The following is a 17,295-nucleotide window of genomic DNA, read 5'->3' on the forward strand; positions in this document are numbered from 1 at the left end:
CGATCACTTTCCGACGCCTCTCAGCACGCAGCGCATCCCGTGGGCGGGCGTCAGATCGGCTCGCACCTCCCACTTCGCGCTCTTCCCCGCGGGGACCTTCACCGCGGTGTCGCCGGTCCCCAGCACCGTCGCCCTGTCGGAGGTGAAGAAGATGGTGATCGTGTACGACCGGTCCGCGTCTCCGGGGTTCTTGGCGGTGCCGGAGGCCATCCAACCGTTTCCGGCCGCTTTGCACGCGGTCACCTGCACGTCGGCGCGAAGTGCCGGGGTGTTGGGCACGTCGGTCGGGACGTTCGCGTCCGGGCGGATGCTGGCGGTGGCGCCATGCGAGGGCGAGGCCGGTGACGAGCTCGTCGGCAGGGAGGCGGTGCACCCCGCCAGCAGGAGGGTCGTCAGCGCGACGGCGACGGTGGCGGCCGCCAGGCGGACCGGTTTGATGTCCATGGCCGGATGCTATGCACGCCCTCCGCCGCTCGAAAGACAGTAGTGGAGGGCGCCGGCCTGCGCGGGCGTCAGGTCAGCACGTCGCCCAGGTCGTAGGCGATCGGGCGGTCCAGCTGCTCGAACGTGCACGACCGCGCCTCCCGGTCGGGCCGCCAGCGCTCGAACTGCGCGGTGTGGCGGAACCGCATCCCCTCCATCTGGTCGTACCGCACCTCGAGCACGCGTTCGGGGCGCAGCCGCACGAACGAGACGTCCTTGCTGCCGGAGAAGCGGCTGCGGTCGGTCTCGCCGGTGACGGCCGCGCCGCTGTCGTCGCGTTCGACCAGCGGCTCCAGCTCGTCGATCAGCGCGAGGCGCTTGGCGTCGGTGAACGCGGAGACGCCGCCGACGTTGCGCAGCCGGCCTTCGTCGTCGTACAGCCCGACGAGCAGCGAGCCGACGCCGCGCCCGCTCGTGTGGATGCGGTAGCCGAGGGCGACCACGTCGGCCGTGCGGTGGTGCTTGATCTTGAGCATGGTCCGCTTGTTCGGGGCGTAGGCGCCGGCGAACGGCTTCGCGACCACACCGTCGAGCCCCGCGCCCTCGAACTCGACCAGCCAGCGGCGGGCGAGATCCACGTCCGTCGTCGTCCGCGTCAGCTGGACGGGCGCCGGAAGCTCTCCGGCGAACTCCTCGAGGGCCGACCGGCGCTCGGCGAACGGCCGGTCGACGTACGACTCGTCGCCGATCGCGAGCAGGTCGAACGCGACGAAGGTGGCCGGCGTCTGCTCGGCGAGCAGGTTCACGCGGCTGGCCGCCGGGTGGATGCGCTGCGACAGCGCCTCCCAGTCGAGCCGCTGCCGGCCCGGCTCGCCGGTCGGCACGACGATTTCGCCGTCGAGCACGCACGGGCCGGGCAGGATGCGCTGGAAGGCCTCCACGAGTTCTGGGAAGTACCGCGTCAGCATCTTCGAGCCGCGACTCCCGATCTGCACGTCGCCCACCGTCCCGTCGCCGGCGTCGGCGGCGTAGACGATGGCGCGGAAGCCGTCCCACTTGGGCTCGTAGCTGAGGCCGCCCTTCACGCTGTCGGGCTCGGGGACGGCCGGGACCGCCTTCGCGAGCATCGGGGCGATCGGGTCGGAGGCGGAGGGGCGCATGATCCGATCATGCCGCGAACCTCCGACAGGGTGAAGGGGGCGGGCGTCAGGCGGGGACGTCGAGGCCGACGAGCGGCTCGGTCGCCGCCCACAGGTCCCGGCCGAGCTGCGCGTTGCGCGCCTGCGCGGCGGTGCGCCCGTTCGCGGTGAAGCGGTCGAAGTAGGTGCCGCTGGGGGCGCCCACTTCCGCCGGTCCGGCGAGCAGCAGCAGCGGCGCCGCGCCGGCGGCGACCGGGATGCCGTAGGCGCTGCGGGTCAGCAGGTGCCCGAGACGGATGAGCGGCGAGGAGGTGCCGAAGTTGGTGGCGATGACGCCGGGATGGAACGAGTACGCGGTCACGCCCGTGCCGGTGAGGCGCTCGGCCAGCTCGACGGCGAACAGGATGGTCGCCAGCTTCGCCGTTCCGTACGCACGCCATCCGCCCTGCCACGGCCGCTTCTCCCAGTCGAGGTCGTCGATCCGCAGGTTGCCCAGGCGGTTGGCGGAGCTCGCGGTCGAGATGACGCGCACGTCGCGGCCGGCCGCGGCCGTCTCCACCAGGCGGGGACGCAGCAGCGCGGTCAGCAGGAACGGCGCCAGGTGGTTGGCCTGGATGGTGCGCTCGTGCCCGTCCACCGTCCGTTCGCGCTCGTGGTAGAGCCCGCCCGCGTTGTTGGCCAGCACGTCGATCGTCTCGTACCGGTCGAGCAGCGCGGCCGCCAGGGCACGCACGTCGTCGAGCCGCTCGAAGTCGGCGAGGAACGGCGTCGCGCCGATCCGCTCGGCGACCGCCTTCGTGCGCTCGGGGTTGCGGCCGACGACCGCGACCTCGTCCCCGGCCGCCGCGAGCTGCTCGGCGGCGACGGCCCCGATGCCGGAACTCGCCCCCGTGATCACGATCGTGCGCGTCATACGTATCCGCCCTTCTGGAGTCCCGCCTCGATCTCGAACCGGTTGCGCAACGGGTCGCGGCCGGCCACCAGGTACAGGAACGGGAACAGCATCCCGTACCGCTGCCACTGCCGCTTGTGGATCGCCTCGTGCTCGAGCACGTCGTCGGTGACGTTGTGGTCGGTGAGGTAGACGCCGCCCACGCACGATCCGCCGCGGCCGAAGGTGCGCTTCGGCATGCCGCGGAACACGGTCAGGCCCTGGCGCCGCTCGATGCGGCCGGTGCTCCAGAGGAAGCCCCACACGTGCCCCACCGCCGTCGCGTACAGGTAGCCCAGCCGGCTGACTGGCGAATCGAGCAGGACGCGGCCCAGCGGCGTGCGGTCGAAGCCGCTCATTCCGCGGGTCGCCCGTAGGTCTCGAGCAGCCGCAGCCACACCTCGCTGACGGTGGGGTAGGAGGGGACGGCGTGCCACAGCCGGTTCAGCGGCACCTCGCCGACCACCGCGACGGTGGCGGAGTGCAGCAACTCGCCGACGTCCTGACCGACGAAGGTGACGCCGAGCACCACCTGTCGGTCCTCATCCACCACCATGCGCGCCGTGCCATCGTAGCCGTCCGCGACGACGTGGGCGCCGGAGACCTGGCCGATGGCGTAGTCGACGACACGGATGCGGTAGCCGGCCTTCTCGGCGCGCGCGGCCGTCAGCCCGACCGACGCGACCTCGGGGTCGGTGAAGGTGACCTGGGGCACCGCCTGGTGGTCGGCCGTGGCGACGAAGGCTCCCCACGGCGCCAGCGACACGTCGCGGCCGTGCGCGCGGGCGGCGATCGCGTCGCCGGCGGCGCGGGCCTGGTACTTGCCCTGATGGGTGAGCAGCGCGCGGTGGTTCACGTCGCCGACGCCGTACAGCCAGCCGCCGTCGACCGGCCGGCCGTCGGCGCCCAGCACGCGGAGGCTGTCGTCCACGTTCAGCCAGGCGCCCTCCTCGAGGCCGAACGCGCCCAGCCCGATGTCGAAGGTGCGCGGCACGCGGCCCGTCGCGACCAGGAACGCGTCCGTCTCGACGACCGCTCCGTCGTCGAGCTGCAGGCGGAACCCGTCGTCGTCCGTTCGCTCCACGCGCTCGGTGTTCGTGTCGAGGTGGAGGGTGACGCCGAGCTTCTTCAGGGACTCCGCCACCGCCTCCCCGGCGAACGGCTCCTCGCCGCCGAGCAGCCCGCTGCGGGCGATCAGGTGCACCTCGGTGCCGAAGCCGGCGTAGGCGGTCGCCATCTCGGTCGCGACCACGCCGCCGCCCAGGATGGCGAGCGAGACGGGGACCCGCTGCACGCTGGTCGCCTCGCGGCTCGACCACGGCTCGCTCTCGCGCAGTCCCGGGATGTCGGGCATCAGCGCCGCCGACCCGGTGGAGACCGCCACGGCGTGCTTCGCGCGGAGGACGGTGACCGTGCCGTCCTCCGCGGTGACCGTCACCTCCTTGGGCGCGGTGATGACGCCCCAGCCGCGCACCAGGTCGATGCCCGCGCCGTTCAGCCACTCGACCTGGCCGTCGTCGTTCCAGTTGCTCGTCATGTCGTCGCGGCGCTTCAGGACCGCGGCGACGTCGAGCGGGCCGGTCACGGCTTCGCGGGTGCCTCCCACCCGCTGCGCCGCGCGGAGCAGCGCCCCGCTGCGCAGCAGCGTCTTGGAGGGCATGCAGGCCCAATAGGAGCATTCGCCGCCGACGAGCTCCGACTCGACGATGACCGTCTTCAGGCCGCCCTGCACGGCGCGATCGGCGACGTTCTCGCCGACGGCGCCCGCCCCGATGACGATGACGTCGTAGTCCCTGGTCTCGCTCATGCTGTTCCCTTCGCCGCGGCCGCGCCGCTCGTTCTGTCTTCGTCGTACGGGATCGGACGGATGGGACTCAGCGCCCCACGAACCGGGCCTCGGTGCGCGTCAGGAAGGCCTCCATCCCGATCCGGGCGTCCTCGCTGCCGACCAGGCGGACGAGGGCAGGCTGCAGCTCCGCCTCGGCCGCCGCGTCCCCGTCGCGCACCGCGCGCTTCGCGTTGGCGAGAGCGGCCTGCACCGCCAACGGCGCCTGCGCGGCGACCCGCTCGGCGAGCTCGAGCGCACGGTCGAACTGCGCGCCGTCGTCGACGACCTCCTGCACGAGGCCGAGCCGATGCGCCTCGGCGGCGTCGAACAGGTCGCCGGTGAGGACGTAGCGCATCGCGTTGCCCCATCCCACCGCCCGCGGGAAGCGCAGCGTCGCACCGCCGAAGGGCAGGATGCCCCGGGTGACCTCGATCTGCCCGAACCGGGTGCCGCGCGCGGCGACCACGATGTCGGAGGCGAGCATGAGCTCGATGCCGAGGGTCAGGCAGGTGCCCTGGACCGCGATGACGACCGGCTTGGTCAGCTGCCGGCCGGAGACCTGCCACGGGTCGACGCCGTCCTCACCCACGAACGACAGACCGTCGCGGCCGATGCGGGGCCCCAGGTCGGCGAGGTCGAGGCCCGCCGTGAAGTGGTCGCCCACGGCATGCACCAGCCCGACCCGCAGCTCCGGGTCGCGCTCCAGCTCGCCGTAGGCGTCGGCGAGCTGCTGCAGCAGCTCGAAGTCGGCGGCGTTGCGCTTCTCGGGGCGGTTGAGGCCGATCAGCAGGATGTGCCCCCGCCGCTCGGTGAGGATCTTGGGCTCGCTCATGGCTCCCACGCTAGCGCCCCGCGTTCCCCGCCCCGGCCCCGCTCTGCGCCGCGGTCGGCCCGGTGAGCGAACCGAGGATGCGCAGGATGACCGCGAGATCCCGTCCGGCGGCGTCCGGAGACTCCGGCGCGAACTCCATCAGCCCGGCCCCGGCGAACTCGAACCGCCGGCGCAGCGCCCGGATGGCCTCGGTCAGCCGGTCCGGCTGGACTCCGAACGGCTCGGGGTAGCCGATCCCGTCGATCGCGGACGGGTCGAGCACGTCCAGATCGACGTGGATGTACACCGCCGTGGCGCCGGTCGCCGCGACCGCGTCCACGATCGCCTCCGGGTCGTCCAGCTCGCCGGGCGCCACCACGCGGATGCCGTGCTCGGCCACGAAGGCGGACTCGCCGTCGTCGAGGGCGCGCGTCCCGGCGAGCACCAGCTGCGCCGGGGCGAGCACGTTCTCGCCGCGGGAGGCCAGCCCGTCCGGCCCGTCGCCGAGCAGCGCGCGCAGCACCATCCCGTGGAAGGCGCCAGAGGGCGACGACTCCACATCGTTGATGTCGGCGTGCGCGTCGAACCACACCACGGCGACCTCGCCCGCGGGATGCGCGGCGACCGCGTGCTGGACGGCCGCCAGCTCGGCGCCGCAGTCGCCGCCCACGGTGACCACGGGCGCCTCGAGCAGCGCGAGCTCCGTCTCGGTGGCCTCACGGATGGCGACCAGCGACGAGAAGCGGTTGACGCCCGTCCCGAGCGACTCGCCGGCCGCAGCCGGCACCGGCACCTGGTGCGTGCGCGCGGCGGGGAGATCGCCGAGGATCGCCTCCGCCCCGTCGATCAGGCGCATCGCCCGCGACGAACCGGAGCCCTGCCACTGCGGGACGACCAGGAAGGAGGCGCCGCTCACCCCTCTGAACCCGACGTGACCGCCTGCTGCGAGCCGCCCGACTTGAGAGCCGCGAGCCGCGCCTCCACCTCGGTCATCTCGCCGAGGTCGTCCAGCTGCTCGAACTGCGCGTCGAGGCTGGAGGCGGCGAGCTCCTGCTGGCCGCGCACCTTGGCCTCCTCGCGGCGAATCTTCTCCTCGAAGCGGCTGACCTCGCTGGTCGGGTCCATGATGTCGACGCTCTTCACGGCGTCGATCACCTGGGCCTGCGCCTGCGCGCTCTTGGCGCGGGCGATGAGCTCGGCGCGCTTGCTCTTCAGCTGCTCCAGCTTCTCCTTCATCTGGTTCAGCCCGTTCTTGAGCTTGTCGACCACCTCGGTCTGCGCGGCGATCTGCGGCTCCGCGGCCTTCGCCTCGTTCTCGGACGAGATCTGCCGCTGCAGCGCGACCTTGGCGAGGTTGTCGAACTTGTCGGCGTTCGCCGTGTCGCCGGACGCGCGGTACTGGTCGGCCTGGCGGCTGGCGGCGAGCGCCTTGTCGCCCCACTCCGCCGCGGCCTCCACGTCTTCGCGGTGGTCGTCTTCGAGCAGCCGCAGGTTGCCGATGGTCTCCGCGATCGCGCTCTCCGCGTCCGCGATGCTGTTGGTGAAGTCGCGGACCATCTGGTCCAGCATCTTCTCCGGGTCCTCCGCCTGGTCGAGCAGGGCGTTGACGTTCGCCCGCAACAACTGTGAGATCCGCCCGAAGATGGACTGCTTCGCCATGTGATCTTCCTTTCGCTCCCGCCCCCGATGGGCTCTTGTGAGGTCTCTCGCGGCGGTCAGAAACGGCCGCCGCCGCGGCGGCTGCGAGTGCCGCCGCCGCCGAAACTGCCCGCGCTGAAGCCGCCGCCTCCGCCGCCTCCCCAGCCACCGCCGCCGAAGCCGCCGCCCCCGCTTCCCCCGCGGAGCACCGAGTCGATGAGGATGCCGCCCAGGATCGCGCCCATGGCGCCGCTCCCGCCGCCGCGGCCGGAGGTGCCGCCGCCGAAGACGTCGCCGAGGCCGCCGCCCATGCCGCCCATGCCGTTCTGGAATCCGCCGACGTCCTGCTGCGCCAGCTGCGTCGCCTCGTCGGCCAGCTGCGCGGCGCGCTGCGCCTGCGCCAGGGCCGCGACCGCGTCCGTCGCCGCCGTCTGCTCGGCCTGGACGACCAGCCGGCCCGCCTCGGCGAGGCGGGTGCGGGCCTCGGGCCCGACCGCTCCGCGGCGCGCGGTGATGAAGTCCTCGCAGGCCGAGACGCGGGCCTTCGCGGTCAGCAGCGTCTGCTGCAGGGCCGACTGCGCCCGCTGCGCCTGGGCGCGCGCATCCCGCACGCCCTGCAATACCCCGTCGATGGAGCGGTTGGCGGCGTCGAGCCGCTGCACCAGTTCGAGCGGGTTGACCTTCCCGTCGGCGAGCCGGGCCTGCACGTCGGCGACCGTCTGCTCGGTGCCCGCGACCGTCGCGGCGATGGTGCCGCCCGGGTCGCTCGACGCGGCGAGGGCCTTCGCCTCGGCGACGTCGCTGCGGAGCTCGGCGAGGGTCGAGTCGAGCGACTGCTGCGCCGCGGCGAGGTCGGTTCCGAGACGGTCGACGGCGTCGAGCAGCAGCCCCGCCTGGTCGGCCGACTCCTCGGCCGCCCGCACCCCGACGGCGGCGGCCCCGGTGTCGCCGGCCGCGGCCTTCTGCGCGGCGCCGGCGAGCGCGGTGTCCGTGAAGTCGAGCCGCTGCGTCGCCTGGTCGATGTTGTCGTGCACCGTCGCGATCGCGGCATCCGTGTTGCGCTGGGCGAGCCCGTCCAGCGTCGCGCGGGTGGTTGCGATCCGCTGTCGCAGCGCCGCAGCCTGCGTGGTGACCTCGGCGGATGCCTCCGGGATGCGCTTCTCGAGCGCGCGCAGCTCGTCGAAGGCATCGGCCTGCGCGTCGAGTGCCTGGTTGGCGGCGCCGCACAGCTGCACGATCCGGATGTTCCACTCCCGCCGTTGCTCGTCGGTGTCGGGCTCCGCGTCGTCGAGGCGCTGCTTCAGGCCGAACGCCTCGCGCAGCTGGCCCTTCGCCGAGTCGAGGGCCGCCTGGAAGGGCACGACGGACTCCGCGCCGTACTGCGCGGTGGCGAAGCCCAGCTCGTCCTCGCTGGTCCGGATCGCGTCGTCGGTCTGCACCAAGGCGGACCCGGCCCGGCGCTCCAGCTCGTTCAGCGGGATGGTCTGCAGCTCGCTCTGCGGCGTCGTGGGCCCGGCGGCGGCCTGCTTCTTGCGGGTCCTCCGCGAGCGCACGAGCACGAAGACGACCACGCCGACGACGATGACGCCGATCAGGAACACCCAGAAGAAGACGCCGCCGCCGCCTCCGCCGCCCACCGCGTCGGACAGGCCCGTGGCGGCTGCGACGCCCGCGCCCGTCCAGTCGTTCGCGTGGAGCTTCGGCTCGATGTCGTTCTGCTCGATGCTGTCGAGCTGGTCGGCGCTGACCGGGCCGTCGTCGTCGCCGGAGAGGTAGTAGGTGCGGCCGTCGGTCGCGACGGCCAGCAGGTAGTCGCGCTGCCCGAGTCCGTTGCGCGCCGCCGTCTCGTTGGCCCAGTCCGCCGCCTCGGTGGGATCCATGAAGTTCTTCACGTAGACGACGTACAGGTCGATGCGGTGCTGGTCGTAGAGCTTCTTGGCGGCCGCCGTGATGGCCGCCTCGTCGGCTCCGCTCAGCACCCCGGCCTCGTCGACCACATGGCTGGGACCCAGGTCGACGGGGCTCTCCGCGGCGGCGGGGGCGGCCACGACCACGAGCGGTCCGGCGATGAGCCCCAGCGCCAGGAGGGCCCCGGTCAGCAGAGGATGCCTCCACAAACGTCGCAAGACGACCCACTCTCTCGGGCTCGGCTGATACTCCGCCGAGTCTATTGGTGGTGTCCGGCACTGTCACTGTTTCCGCCTGTTACGGCCATCCGTGCGGTCGCGGACGAGTGCTGCTGGGATGGGGTCATGCCCGCGCAGCCCACCCTCGCCGTCGTCGAGGCGACGCGCGTCCGCGCGCACGACCCGGCGTATCACGACTACGTGCAGCTGCTGGTGGGCAACGTCATCGCGGAGGCCCGCTCCCAGGGCTGGCGGGTCGAGCGACTCGCGGCCGACCGGGGCGTGGACGCCCTGCTCGCGGCGGCGGAGCCCGCGGATGCCGTCGTGATCGTCGGCGGGGAGGACATCCACCCGGGCTTCTACGGCGCCGGGACCGGGTACCCGAACGAGTCGCGCCACCTGCCCGTGGCGGATGCGGCGCAGCTGGCGCTGGTGCGGGCGGCGATCGAGCGGCGCACCCCGCTGCTCGGCATCTGCCGCGGACTGCAGATCGTCAACGTCGCCCTCGGCGGCACCCTCGTGCAGGACCTCGGCGACGAGTGCGGGCACGTCAACCGCGGCGTGCCCATCCCGCAGGTGCTGACCACGCACGGCGTGCGCGCCGAGCCGGGGAGCCGTCTCGCCGAGCTGCTCGGGGAGGCGCCGATCGACGTGCGGAGCGCCCACCACCAGGCCGTCGCCGAGCTCGGCGCCGACCTCGTCGTGACGGCGCGGTCGCACGACGGCCACGTCGAGGCGATCGAGCACCGGGACGCGCCCGTGCTGGCGGTGCAGTGGCATCCGGAGGACGTCGCAGCGCCCGCAGGGCAGCTCTCCTCGCTGTTCGCCGCGCTGGACGCGCGCGTCGCGGTCGCGGCCTGACGCCCCGCCCGACCCCGCCCAGCCCGACCCCGCTCAGCCCGACGCCGGCCAGCCCTGCTCGCCGAGCAGCGGCACGAACGCGACGCCGCCCAGGTTCGTCTCGCGCAGCGGCCCGTTGTCGCCCCGGGTGAACAGGGCGAGGTGCTGCGCCCGGCCCGGCCGCCCCACCGGCATGACGATGCGCCCGCCGGGCGCGAGCTGCTCCACCCACGCCAGCGGCACCGACGGTCCCGTCGCGGCCGCGACGATCGCGTCGTACGGCGCCCCGGGGGCCAGCCGAGCGTCCCGTCGCCGGTCACCACCTCGACCCGGTAGCCGAGCGCATCCAGGGTCGCGGCCGCGCCCACCGCCAGGTCGGCATGCCGCTCGATGCTGACCACCCGGTGCGCGAGCAGCGCCGCGACGGCGGCCGCGTAGCCGGATCCCGTCCCCACGTCGAGCACCGCATCCTCCGGCCCGATCCGCGCGGCCTGCAGCATCAGGGCGACGATGTACGGCTGCGAGATGGTCTGGCCGCTGCCGATGGGCATCGGGTGGTCCTCGTAGGCGTACGGCGCCGCGGACGGCTCGACGAAGAGGTGCCGCGGCACACGTCGCATCGCATCGAGGACGCGCTGGTCCTCGATCCCGCGGGGGACGAGCTGCTCCTCGACCATCCGCGCGCGCTGGAACTCGTGGTCGTGGTCCGTAGGGCTATTGAACCACCGCGGCCGGGCGCTCCGCGAGGATGCGTCTGGCCGCCTCCAGCGACGACGCGTCCGCCCCGGCCGACTCCAGCGAAAGGAGCGCGGCGCCGAGGATGGGCGCGGCCGTCACCAGCTCCATCCGGGCCTCCGGCGCGCGTTCGCGGAGCAGCCGCTCGACCGTGCCGAGCAGCCGCTCGTCGCGTCCGCCGATCACCCCGCCGCCGAGCACGACCGGTACGGGCCGGTCGAGCAGATCGAGCCGGCGCAGTGTCGTCACCGCCAGCGTCGCGATCTCCTCGGCCTGCTCCTCGACCAGCGCGGCGGCGATCGCGTCGCCGTCGCGTGCGACGCCGAACACCGTCGGTGCGAGGAGCGCCAGGTCGCGGTTCGGCAGCCGGCCGAAGTGGAGCGCCTCGATCACGTCCTGCACGCTCCCGAGTCCGAAGGCCGCGGGCACCGCCTCCGCGAGCGCCGTGGGGGCGCCGCGCCCGTCGACGGCGCGCGCCGCGAACCACAGGGCGCGCTCGCCGAGGTGCCAGCCGCCGCCCCAGTCGCCCGAGATCGCGCCGAGCGACGCGTAGCGGACGGTCCGCCCGTCGGCGCGCACGCCGACGCCGTTGATGCCCGTGCCGCACACCACCGCCACGGCGTCCGGTTCGTCCGTCCCGGCGCGCAGCAGCGCGAAGATGTCGTTGTCGAGGGTGGCGCCGGCCCACGGTGTGCCGGCGAGCCCGGCGCGGAACGCATCCAGCTCGCTCGGCAGGTCGAGGCCGGAGAGATACAGGTTCGTCGCGGCGACCGGCCGCGGCCCGGTCTGCTCCAGCAGCCGCTCGATGAGCGCGGAGACGAGGGCGATCGACTCGCGCATCCCGATGACGTGCGGGCTGGATGTGGTCCCTCGCGCCTCGGCGACGACGGTGCCGTCGAGCTCCAGTGCGACCGCGTCCGTCTTGGAGCCGCCGCCGTCGAGCGCGATCACCAGGGGAGCGGCGGTCACTGCGCCCACTCCAGGTGCTGGCGGTTGTGCGCGATCAGCAGGTCCGTCAGCCGCTCGGCGCGGTCGTACTGGCCGACGAGGGGATGCGCGAGCATCGCCCGCAGCACGCGGTCGCGTCCGCCGTGGATCGCCGCGTCCAGCGCCAGCCGCTCGTACCCGGCGACATGGGCGATCAGCCCCGCGTGATCCGCGGGGAGGGGATCGATCGGCAGCGCCGTGACGCCGCTCGCATCCACCGTCGCCGGCACCTCGATGACGTGGTCGTCGGGCAGGAACGGCAGCGCGCCGTCGTTGCGGAGATTGACCACCTGCACGTCGCCGCGGTTCCCCGTGAGCGACGCGATCAGGTCGACCGCCGCCTCGGAGTAGAACGCGCCGCCGCGCTGCGCCAGCTGCTCCGGCTTCATGTCGACGGCGGGGTCGCCGTAGAGCTCCAGCAGTTCGCGCTCGACCCGCTGCACGGCCTCCGCCCGGGTGGGGGAGGCGAGCTGCTCGCGCAGCACCTCGTCGTGCGCGTAGTAGTAGCGCAGGTAGTAGCTGGGCACCTCGCCGAGCAGCCGCAGCAGCGTCGCGGGCAGCTCCACCTCGCCGGCCAGCTGGTCGAGGCGCGACTCCAGCAGCCCGGGCAGCGCATCCCGCGTGCCGTCCGCGTCCGTCACGAAGGCTGCGCGCTCCCAGGTCAGATGGTTGAGTCCGACGTGGCCGAGCCGCACCTGCGCCGGCTCGACGCCGAGCATCCCGGCGAACCGCCGCTGGAACCCGATCGCAACGTTGCACAGCCCGACCGCCCGGTGTCCCTCCTGCAGCAGCGCGCGCGTGACGATCCCGACGGGGTTCGTGAAGTCGACGATCCAGGCGTCCGGCTTGGCGTGCCGGCGCACCTCCTCGGCCACGCGCAGCACGACCGGCACCGTGCGCAGCGCCTTGGCGAACCCGCCGGGGCCGGTGGTCTCCTGCCCGATGCAGCCGCACTCGTGCGGCCACGTCTCGTCGCTGTGCCGGGCGGCCTGACCCCCGATGCGCAGCTGCAGCAGCACCACGTCGGCATCCGCCACGCCGGCGACCAGGTCGGACGTGGGCACGATCCGCCCGGGATGCCCGGCTGCGCGGAACATCCGCTCGCTCATCCCGCCGACCAGGCGCAGCCGCTCCGGGTCGGGGTCGACCAGCCAGAGCTCCTCGATCGGCAGCACGTCGCGCAGCCGGGCGAACCCGTCGATGAGCTCGGGGGTGTAGGTGGAGCCGCCTCCGACGACTGTGAGTTTCACGCGCTATCCCTTCACGCCGGTGAGTGTGATGCCCTCCACGAAGACGCGTTGGGCGAAGAAGAAGATCAGGACGACCGGTACGGTGACGAGCATCGTCATCGCCATGGTCAGCCCCCAGTCGGTGCCGTGCACGCCGCGGAAGGAGGCCAGGCCGTACGCGACGGGCCACGCCGCCGGGTTCTCCGACGTGTACAGCAGCGGCCCGTAGTAGTCGTTCCAGGAGGCGAAGAACAGGAAGATCGCGGTCGCCGCGATGCCCGGCTTCGCCATCGGGATGACGACCCGCCAGAGCACGCCGAACTCGCCGTTGCCGTCGATGCGGGCGGCGTCGGAGTACTCGCTCGGGATGGTCAGGAAGAACTGCCGCAGCAGGAAGATCGAGAACGCGTCCCCGAGCAGGTTCGGCAGGATGAGCGGCCACAGCGTGCCGGTCAGCCCCAGCTGCGACCACATCACGTAGATCGGGATGGCCGTGACCTGCGGCGGCAGCAGCATCGCGATGATGATCACCGTGAACAGCACGCCCGAGCCGCGGAAGCGGATCTTCGCCAGCGCGTAGGCCGCCGGGACGCTCGACACCAGCATGAACGCCGTGGCCAGCACCGCGTACAGCGCCGAGTTCGCGAACCACTGCGCCAGCGGGACGGTCGTGAACACCTTCACGTAGTTGTCCCACTGGAACGGCTGCGGCCACAGCGACGCCGTCAGGGTCTGCTCGCTCGACATCAGCGAGGTGAGGAACACGAAGACGACCGGCGCGATGAACAGCACCGCGAGCACGACGAGCACGGCGTGCTCCGCGATCCAGCCCAGGATGCGCCGAGCGCGGGTCGAACGCGGGGTCGGGATGCGACGCGTCACCGGAGGACGTGCGGGCGTCGCCGTGCCGGGAGTCAGGGTGGTGGATGTCATTGCACGCCTTCCGGGGTGAACGCTCTGAAGCGGCGGAGCAGCAGGACCAGGATGACGGCCGCCACCACGAACAGCAGCACCGCCAGGGCGGACGCGTAGCCCAGCTGGTACGTGCCGAATCCGCGCACGTAGAGCCACTGCGTGTAGGTGAGCAGCGAGCCGTCCGGGTAGCCGAGGTTGGTCGAGATGCCCTGGCCGACGACCGCCTTGCCCGACGCCACCGACGAGGCGACCGCCGCCTCCGTGAAGTACTGGATGGCCGCGATCACCCCCGTGACCGCGGCGAACAGCAGCACGGGCGCGATCGACGGCATGGTCACGTAGCGGACCTTCTGGGCGCCGCTCGCCCCGTCGAGTGAGGCCGCCTCGTACTGCTCGCGCGGCACATCCAGCAGGGCGGCCAGGAAGATGATCATGATGTCGCCCATCACCCAGATGCCGAGCAGCACCAGCGACGGCTTCGACCACGCCGGGTCGTTGAACCACAGCGGTCCCTTGATCCCGAACCAGCCGAGGATCTGGTTGACCGGCCCGGTGCCCGGGTTGAACAGGAACACGAACGCGACCACGCTCGCCACCGGCGGCACCAGAGCCGGCAGGTAGAACACCGTCCTCCAGAACCCGGATGCGCGGCGCGCGCGGGCGAGCAGGCCCGCGACGAGCAGTGCGAACGCCGTCTTCACCGGCACCCAGATCACCACGAACCACAGGGTGTTGAGCGTCGCCAGCCACACGTTCGGGTCCTGCGTGAACAGGTACTCGTAGTTGCGCAGGCCGATCCACTGCGGCGCCGACACGAGATCGAACCGCGTGAACGAGTAGTAGACGGAGGCGATGAGCGGGTAGACGAAGAAGATCAGCAGCCCCAGCAACGCCGGCGCGAGCAGCGCCAGCGTCACCAGGTTGCGGCGGCGCCGTGCGGTCACGGCCCCGTGCTCAGGCTGAGCGCGTCGTCGATCTGCTTGTCGACCGCCTTGAGCCCGGCGTCGAGGTCGCCGCCCTGGCTCTGGTACTTGTTCCACCAGTCCTCGAAGGACTGCTGGTACCCGGCGCCGAGCGGGCTGGCCGGCGTGGTCTGGACGCTCTTGTTCGAGGAGATGTCGAGGAACGTCTTGAACTGGTCGGAGACCTCCAGCTTCGGTGAGTTCAGCGCATCCTTCGTCGTCGGCACGTTCTTCAGCCCGTTGGCGAGCTTCACCACGGCATCCGTGTCGGTCGTGAGGTACTTCATCAGCGCCCAGGCCAGCTCGGGCTGCTTCGACCCTTTCGAGATGCCGATGATGTTGCCGGTGATGTAGCCGCCGCCGTACGCGTCGGTGTGGTCGTCGGCGATCGGGAACGGAGCGGTGCCGTAGTTCAGGCCCTTCGCCTGGTCGTCGATGAACGCGGTGCGGTACTCGCCGTCGAGGTTCATCGCCACCTGGCCGGTCTGGAAGGCGTTGTCGGCCGAGAACTCCTGGCCGAGACCGGAGGTGAAGGCGTTGAGCTTGTCCCAGCCGATCTTGTCGACGAAGCCCTTCTGCCAGGTCATCAGCTGCTTCCAGCCGTCGCTCGACCCGATGGCGCTGGTGCCGTCGGACTTCAGCCAGGTCGCGTCGGCGGCCGGGCCGTAGTGGGCGGCCGAGTTCTCGTACCAGCCCATGGTCGGGTTGAAGCCGAGGGTCTTGATGGAGCCGTCGGGGTTGAGCGTCGTCAGCTTCTCGGCCATCGACTCCAGCTCGCCCAGCGTCTTCGGGGGAGCGGTGTACCCGGCCGCCTGCAGCAGGTCCTTGTTGTAGTAGAGGCCGTACACGTCGGCGAGCATGGGCATCGCGCAGCGGGTGCCCTTGTACTCGGTGTACGACTTCACGGTGTCCGAGAACTGGCTCATGTCGACGTGGTCGCGCTCGATCACCGTGTTCAGGCTGCGGAAGGCGCCGTTGGAGCAGAAGTTGCCGACGATGTCCGTCGAATACGAGAGGCCGACATCCACCTTGCTGCCGGTGGCGATGGCCTTCTGCAGCTTCTCGTCGTCCTGGCCGGAGTGCACGTCGACGGTGATCTTCGGGTACTTCTTCTCGAAGTCGTCGACGACCGACTGGATGACCTTGGCCTCGCGGTCCGAGAAGAAGTGCCAGAACGACACGGTGCCGCTGAGGTCCTTCGGCGCGCTGTCGTCGAAGCCGGTGCCGCCCGAGCCTCCGGAGCATCCGGAGAGGGCGAGCGCTGCGGCGGCGGTGACCGCGGCCGCGGCGATGAGATGACGGTGTTTCACGGGGACTCCCTCACTGTTGGTGGTGCGGGTGGATGGTGCAGGGCAGGACGCGGGACGCTACGGTGCGATCCGCGACACTTCGGCGAAGAGCGCGTCGCGCACGTCGGCGATGAGGTGCTCCCGGGCTCCGCGGAGCACGGGGTGGGCGGCGACGCCGGTCGCGACGACGCTGCGGTCGCCCCAGGCGGGGCGGAGTTCTGCGGTGACCAGCTCGGCGAGACGCGGTCCTCCGGCCTGGCCGGTGGCGCCGCCGAGCACGACGAGTTCGGGGTCGAGGAGGGCGAGCACGGGGACGACACCCACGGCCACCCGGCGGGCGAGGTCGGCCAGGAACGCCTCGCGGGCCTCCTCGGCGCCGGCGAGTTCCGGGGTCAGCCCGTGGGCTTCGGCGAGCCGGGCGACGGCGGGCCCGCCGATGAGGTCCTGGAGGTCGCGTGCGTCGGCATCCAGCTCGGCGGCGGAGCGGGGGATGGGCAGGTAGCCGATCTCGCCGGCGCCTCCGGATGCTCCCCGATGCACGCTGCCGCCCTGGTCGACGGACAGGCCCAGGCCGTCGCCCATCCAGAGCAGCGCGAAGCCGCCGGTGTCGCGCCCGGCGCCGTCCGTGCGCTCCGCGAGGGCCGCGAGGTTCACGTCGTTGTCGATGTGCACCGCGATGCCGAGGGCGTCGCCCAGGCGCCGGCGGATGTTCTGCTTGGGCCACTCGGGAAGCGTCTCGATGTAGGTGAGCTCGTCGGTGCGCGGGTCGAGCGCGCCCTGGACGCCGATGCAGACGGCTCCGACGCGTTCGGGGTCGGCGCCGCCGGCGTCGCAGGCGGCGTCGATGGCGAGGCGCACGTCCTCCTCGGGGGAGCGGGCCGCGAGCGGGGTGACCGCGATCGGGCGCTCGGCCCCGGAGGCGTCGACGACGGTGGAGCGGATCGCCTCGGCGTCGATGTCGATCGCGACGCCCAGCATCCGGTCGGTGCGCACGGCATAGCTCGCCGCATTCGGTCCGCGGCCGCCGGAGACCTCGCCGACGACGTGGATGAGACCCGCCGTCTCCAGCCGCGACACCATCTGGGCGGCGGTCGGCTTCGAGAGCCCGGAGAGCTCGCCGATGCGCGTGCGGGTGAGGACGCCGTGCTCGAGCAGCAGCGAGAGCGCGGTGCGGTCGTTGGTCTGGCGCAGCCACCCGGGGGTGCCGCGGACGGGTCCGGCCATCCTCATCCCTTCGTTGGAACGATCGTCTCGGGAGAATGTATCAGGAAAGTTTCTTTATAGTAAAGCTCCTGTTTCGTCTTCTCGATTCGTTGAACCGACGGACCCCCTAATGCGTGCACCAGGTGGAAGGGAAACCACCATGAGACACACCACCGCATCCACCCGCGTCGCCGCGCTCGCCGCAGCCGCGGCCGCCGTCGTGCTCGCGCTCGCCGCCT

Annotated in this window: 16 protein-coding genes and 1 pseudogene; 1 reads left to right on the top strand and 16 read right to left on the bottom strand. The window is 72.3% G+C overall.

Going from position 1 to position 17,295, the window contains the following annotated elements; all coding sequences use genetic code 11:
* Positions 1–3: 3 nt before the first annotated feature.
* The 9 genes from ACQ86M_RS02900 to ACQ86M_RS02940 all read right to left on the bottom strand — a co-directional run bounded on the left by ACQ86M_RS02900 (position 4) and on the right by ACQ86M_RS02940 (position 8,896).
* Positions 4–444, bottom strand: a complete 441-nt coding sequence (locus tag ACQ86M_RS02900) for a hypothetical protein (RefSeq protein ID WP_431246984.1) — start codon at positions 442–444, stop codon at positions 4–6.
* Between the two features lie 68 nt (positions 445–512).
* Positions 513–1,583, bottom strand: coding sequence for an ATP-dependent DNA ligase (locus ACQ86M_RS02905; protein WP_431246985.1), 1,071 nt, complete (start codon positions 1,581–1,583; stop codon positions 513–515).
* A gap of 46 nt (positions 1,584–1,629) precedes the next feature.
* Complete coding sequence (locus tag ACQ86M_RS02910) at positions 1,630–2,475, bottom strand: SDR family NAD(P)-dependent oxidoreductase (protein ID WP_431246986.1); 846 nt, start codon at positions 2,473–2,475, stop codon at positions 1,630–1,632.
* Entirely contained in the window at positions 2,472–2,852 is a 381-nt protein-coding gene (locus ACQ86M_RS02915; RefSeq protein WP_431246987.1) for a Fe-S oxidoreductase, read from the bottom strand. The genes ACQ86M_RS02910 and ACQ86M_RS02915 overlap by 4 nt, the downstream gene beginning before the upstream one ends.
* Complete coding sequence (locus ACQ86M_RS02920) at positions 2,849–4,300, bottom strand: dihydrolipoyl dehydrogenase family protein (protein WP_431246988.1); 1,452 nt, start codon at positions 4,298–4,300, stop codon at positions 2,849–2,851. Before ACQ86M_RS02920 ends, ACQ86M_RS02915 begins: the two co-directional genes overlap by 4 nt.
* A 67-nt stretch (positions 4,301–4,367) precedes the next feature.
* Positions 4,368–5,153, bottom strand: coding sequence for a crotonase/enoyl-CoA hydratase family protein (locus tag ACQ86M_RS02925; protein WP_431246989.1), 786 nt, complete (start codon positions 5,151–5,153; stop codon positions 4,368–4,370).
* 10 nt (positions 5,154–5,163) lie between these two features.
* Positions 5,164–6,048 (bottom strand): arginase family protein, encoded by an 885-nt coding sequence (locus ACQ86M_RS02930; protein WP_431246990.1) that lies wholly within the window; start codon positions 6,046–6,048, stop codon positions 5,164–5,166.
* Positions 6,045–6,791 (bottom strand): PspA/IM30 family protein, encoded by a 747-nt coding sequence (locus tag ACQ86M_RS02935; protein ID WP_431246991.1) that lies wholly within the window; start codon positions 6,789–6,791, stop codon positions 6,045–6,047. Before ACQ86M_RS02935 ends, ACQ86M_RS02930 begins: the two co-directional genes overlap by 4 nt.
* Positions 6,792–6,847: 56 nt before the next feature.
* A complete protein-coding gene (locus ACQ86M_RS02940; protein ID WP_431246992.1) occupies positions 6,848–8,896 on the bottom strand; it encodes a TPM domain-containing protein in 2,049 nt (682 codons plus the stop codon).
* Positions 8,897–9,022: 126 nt separating this feature from the next.
* Between ACQ86M_RS02940 and ACQ86M_RS02945 the strand changes: the two genes are divergently transcribed.
* Positions 9,023–9,757 carry a gamma-glutamyl-gamma-aminobutyrate hydrolase family protein gene (locus tag ACQ86M_RS02945; protein ID WP_431246993.1) on the top strand — a complete coding sequence of 245 codons (735 nt, stop codon included), beginning with the start codon at positions 9,023–9,025 and terminating at the stop codon, positions 9,755–9,757.
* Positions 9,758–9,790: 33 nt separating this feature from the next.
* Here the strand turns inward: ACQ86M_RS02945 and ACQ86M_RS02950 are convergent.
* From ACQ86M_RS02950 to ACQ86M_RS02980, 7 genes and pseudogenes are all read right to left on the bottom strand, one after another.
* Positions 9,791–10,413 (bottom strand): annotated as a pseudogene (locus ACQ86M_RS02950) (protein-L-isoaspartate(D-aspartate) O-methyltransferase).
* A 37-nt stretch (positions 10,414–10,450) separates the two neighbouring features.
* A complete protein-coding gene (locus tag ACQ86M_RS02955; RefSeq protein ID WP_431246994.1) occupies positions 10,451–11,440 on the bottom strand; it encodes an N-acetylglucosamine kinase in 990 nt (329 codons plus the stop codon).
* Positions 11,437–12,708, bottom strand: coding sequence for a 6-phospho-beta-glucosidase (locus tag ACQ86M_RS02960; protein ID WP_431246995.1), 1,272 nt, complete (start codon positions 12,706–12,708; stop codon positions 11,437–11,439). The genes ACQ86M_RS02955 and ACQ86M_RS02960 overlap by 4 nt, the downstream gene beginning before the upstream one ends.
* A gap of 3 nt (positions 12,709–12,711) precedes the next feature.
* A complete protein-coding gene (locus ACQ86M_RS02965) occupies positions 12,712–13,620 on the bottom strand; it encodes a carbohydrate ABC transporter permease (RefSeq protein ID WP_431246996.1) in 909 nt (302 codons plus the stop codon).
* Entirely contained in the window at positions 13,617–14,546 is a 930-nt protein-coding gene (locus ACQ86M_RS02970) for a carbohydrate ABC transporter permease (RefSeq protein WP_431246997.1), read from the bottom strand. Before ACQ86M_RS02970 ends, ACQ86M_RS02965 begins: the two co-directional genes overlap by 4 nt.
* Positions 14,543–15,874, bottom strand: a complete 1,332-nt coding sequence (locus tag ACQ86M_RS02975) for an ABC transporter substrate-binding protein (RefSeq protein ID WP_431246998.1) — start codon at positions 15,872–15,874, stop codon at positions 14,543–14,545. The genes ACQ86M_RS02970 and ACQ86M_RS02975 overlap by 4 nt, the downstream gene beginning before the upstream one ends.
* A 57-nt stretch (positions 15,875–15,931) precedes the next feature.
* Positions 15,932–17,077, bottom strand: a complete 1,146-nt coding sequence (locus ACQ86M_RS02980) for an ROK family transcriptional regulator (protein ID WP_431246999.1) — start codon at positions 17,075–17,077, stop codon at positions 15,932–15,934.
* Between the last annotated feature and the right edge of the window lie 218 nt (positions 17,078–17,295).

The organism is Leifsonia xyli subsp. cynodontis, from assembly GCF_050632205.1.
GTDB lineage: Bacteria > Actinomycetota > Actinomycetes > Actinomycetales > Microbacteriaceae > Leifsonia > Leifsonia xyli_D.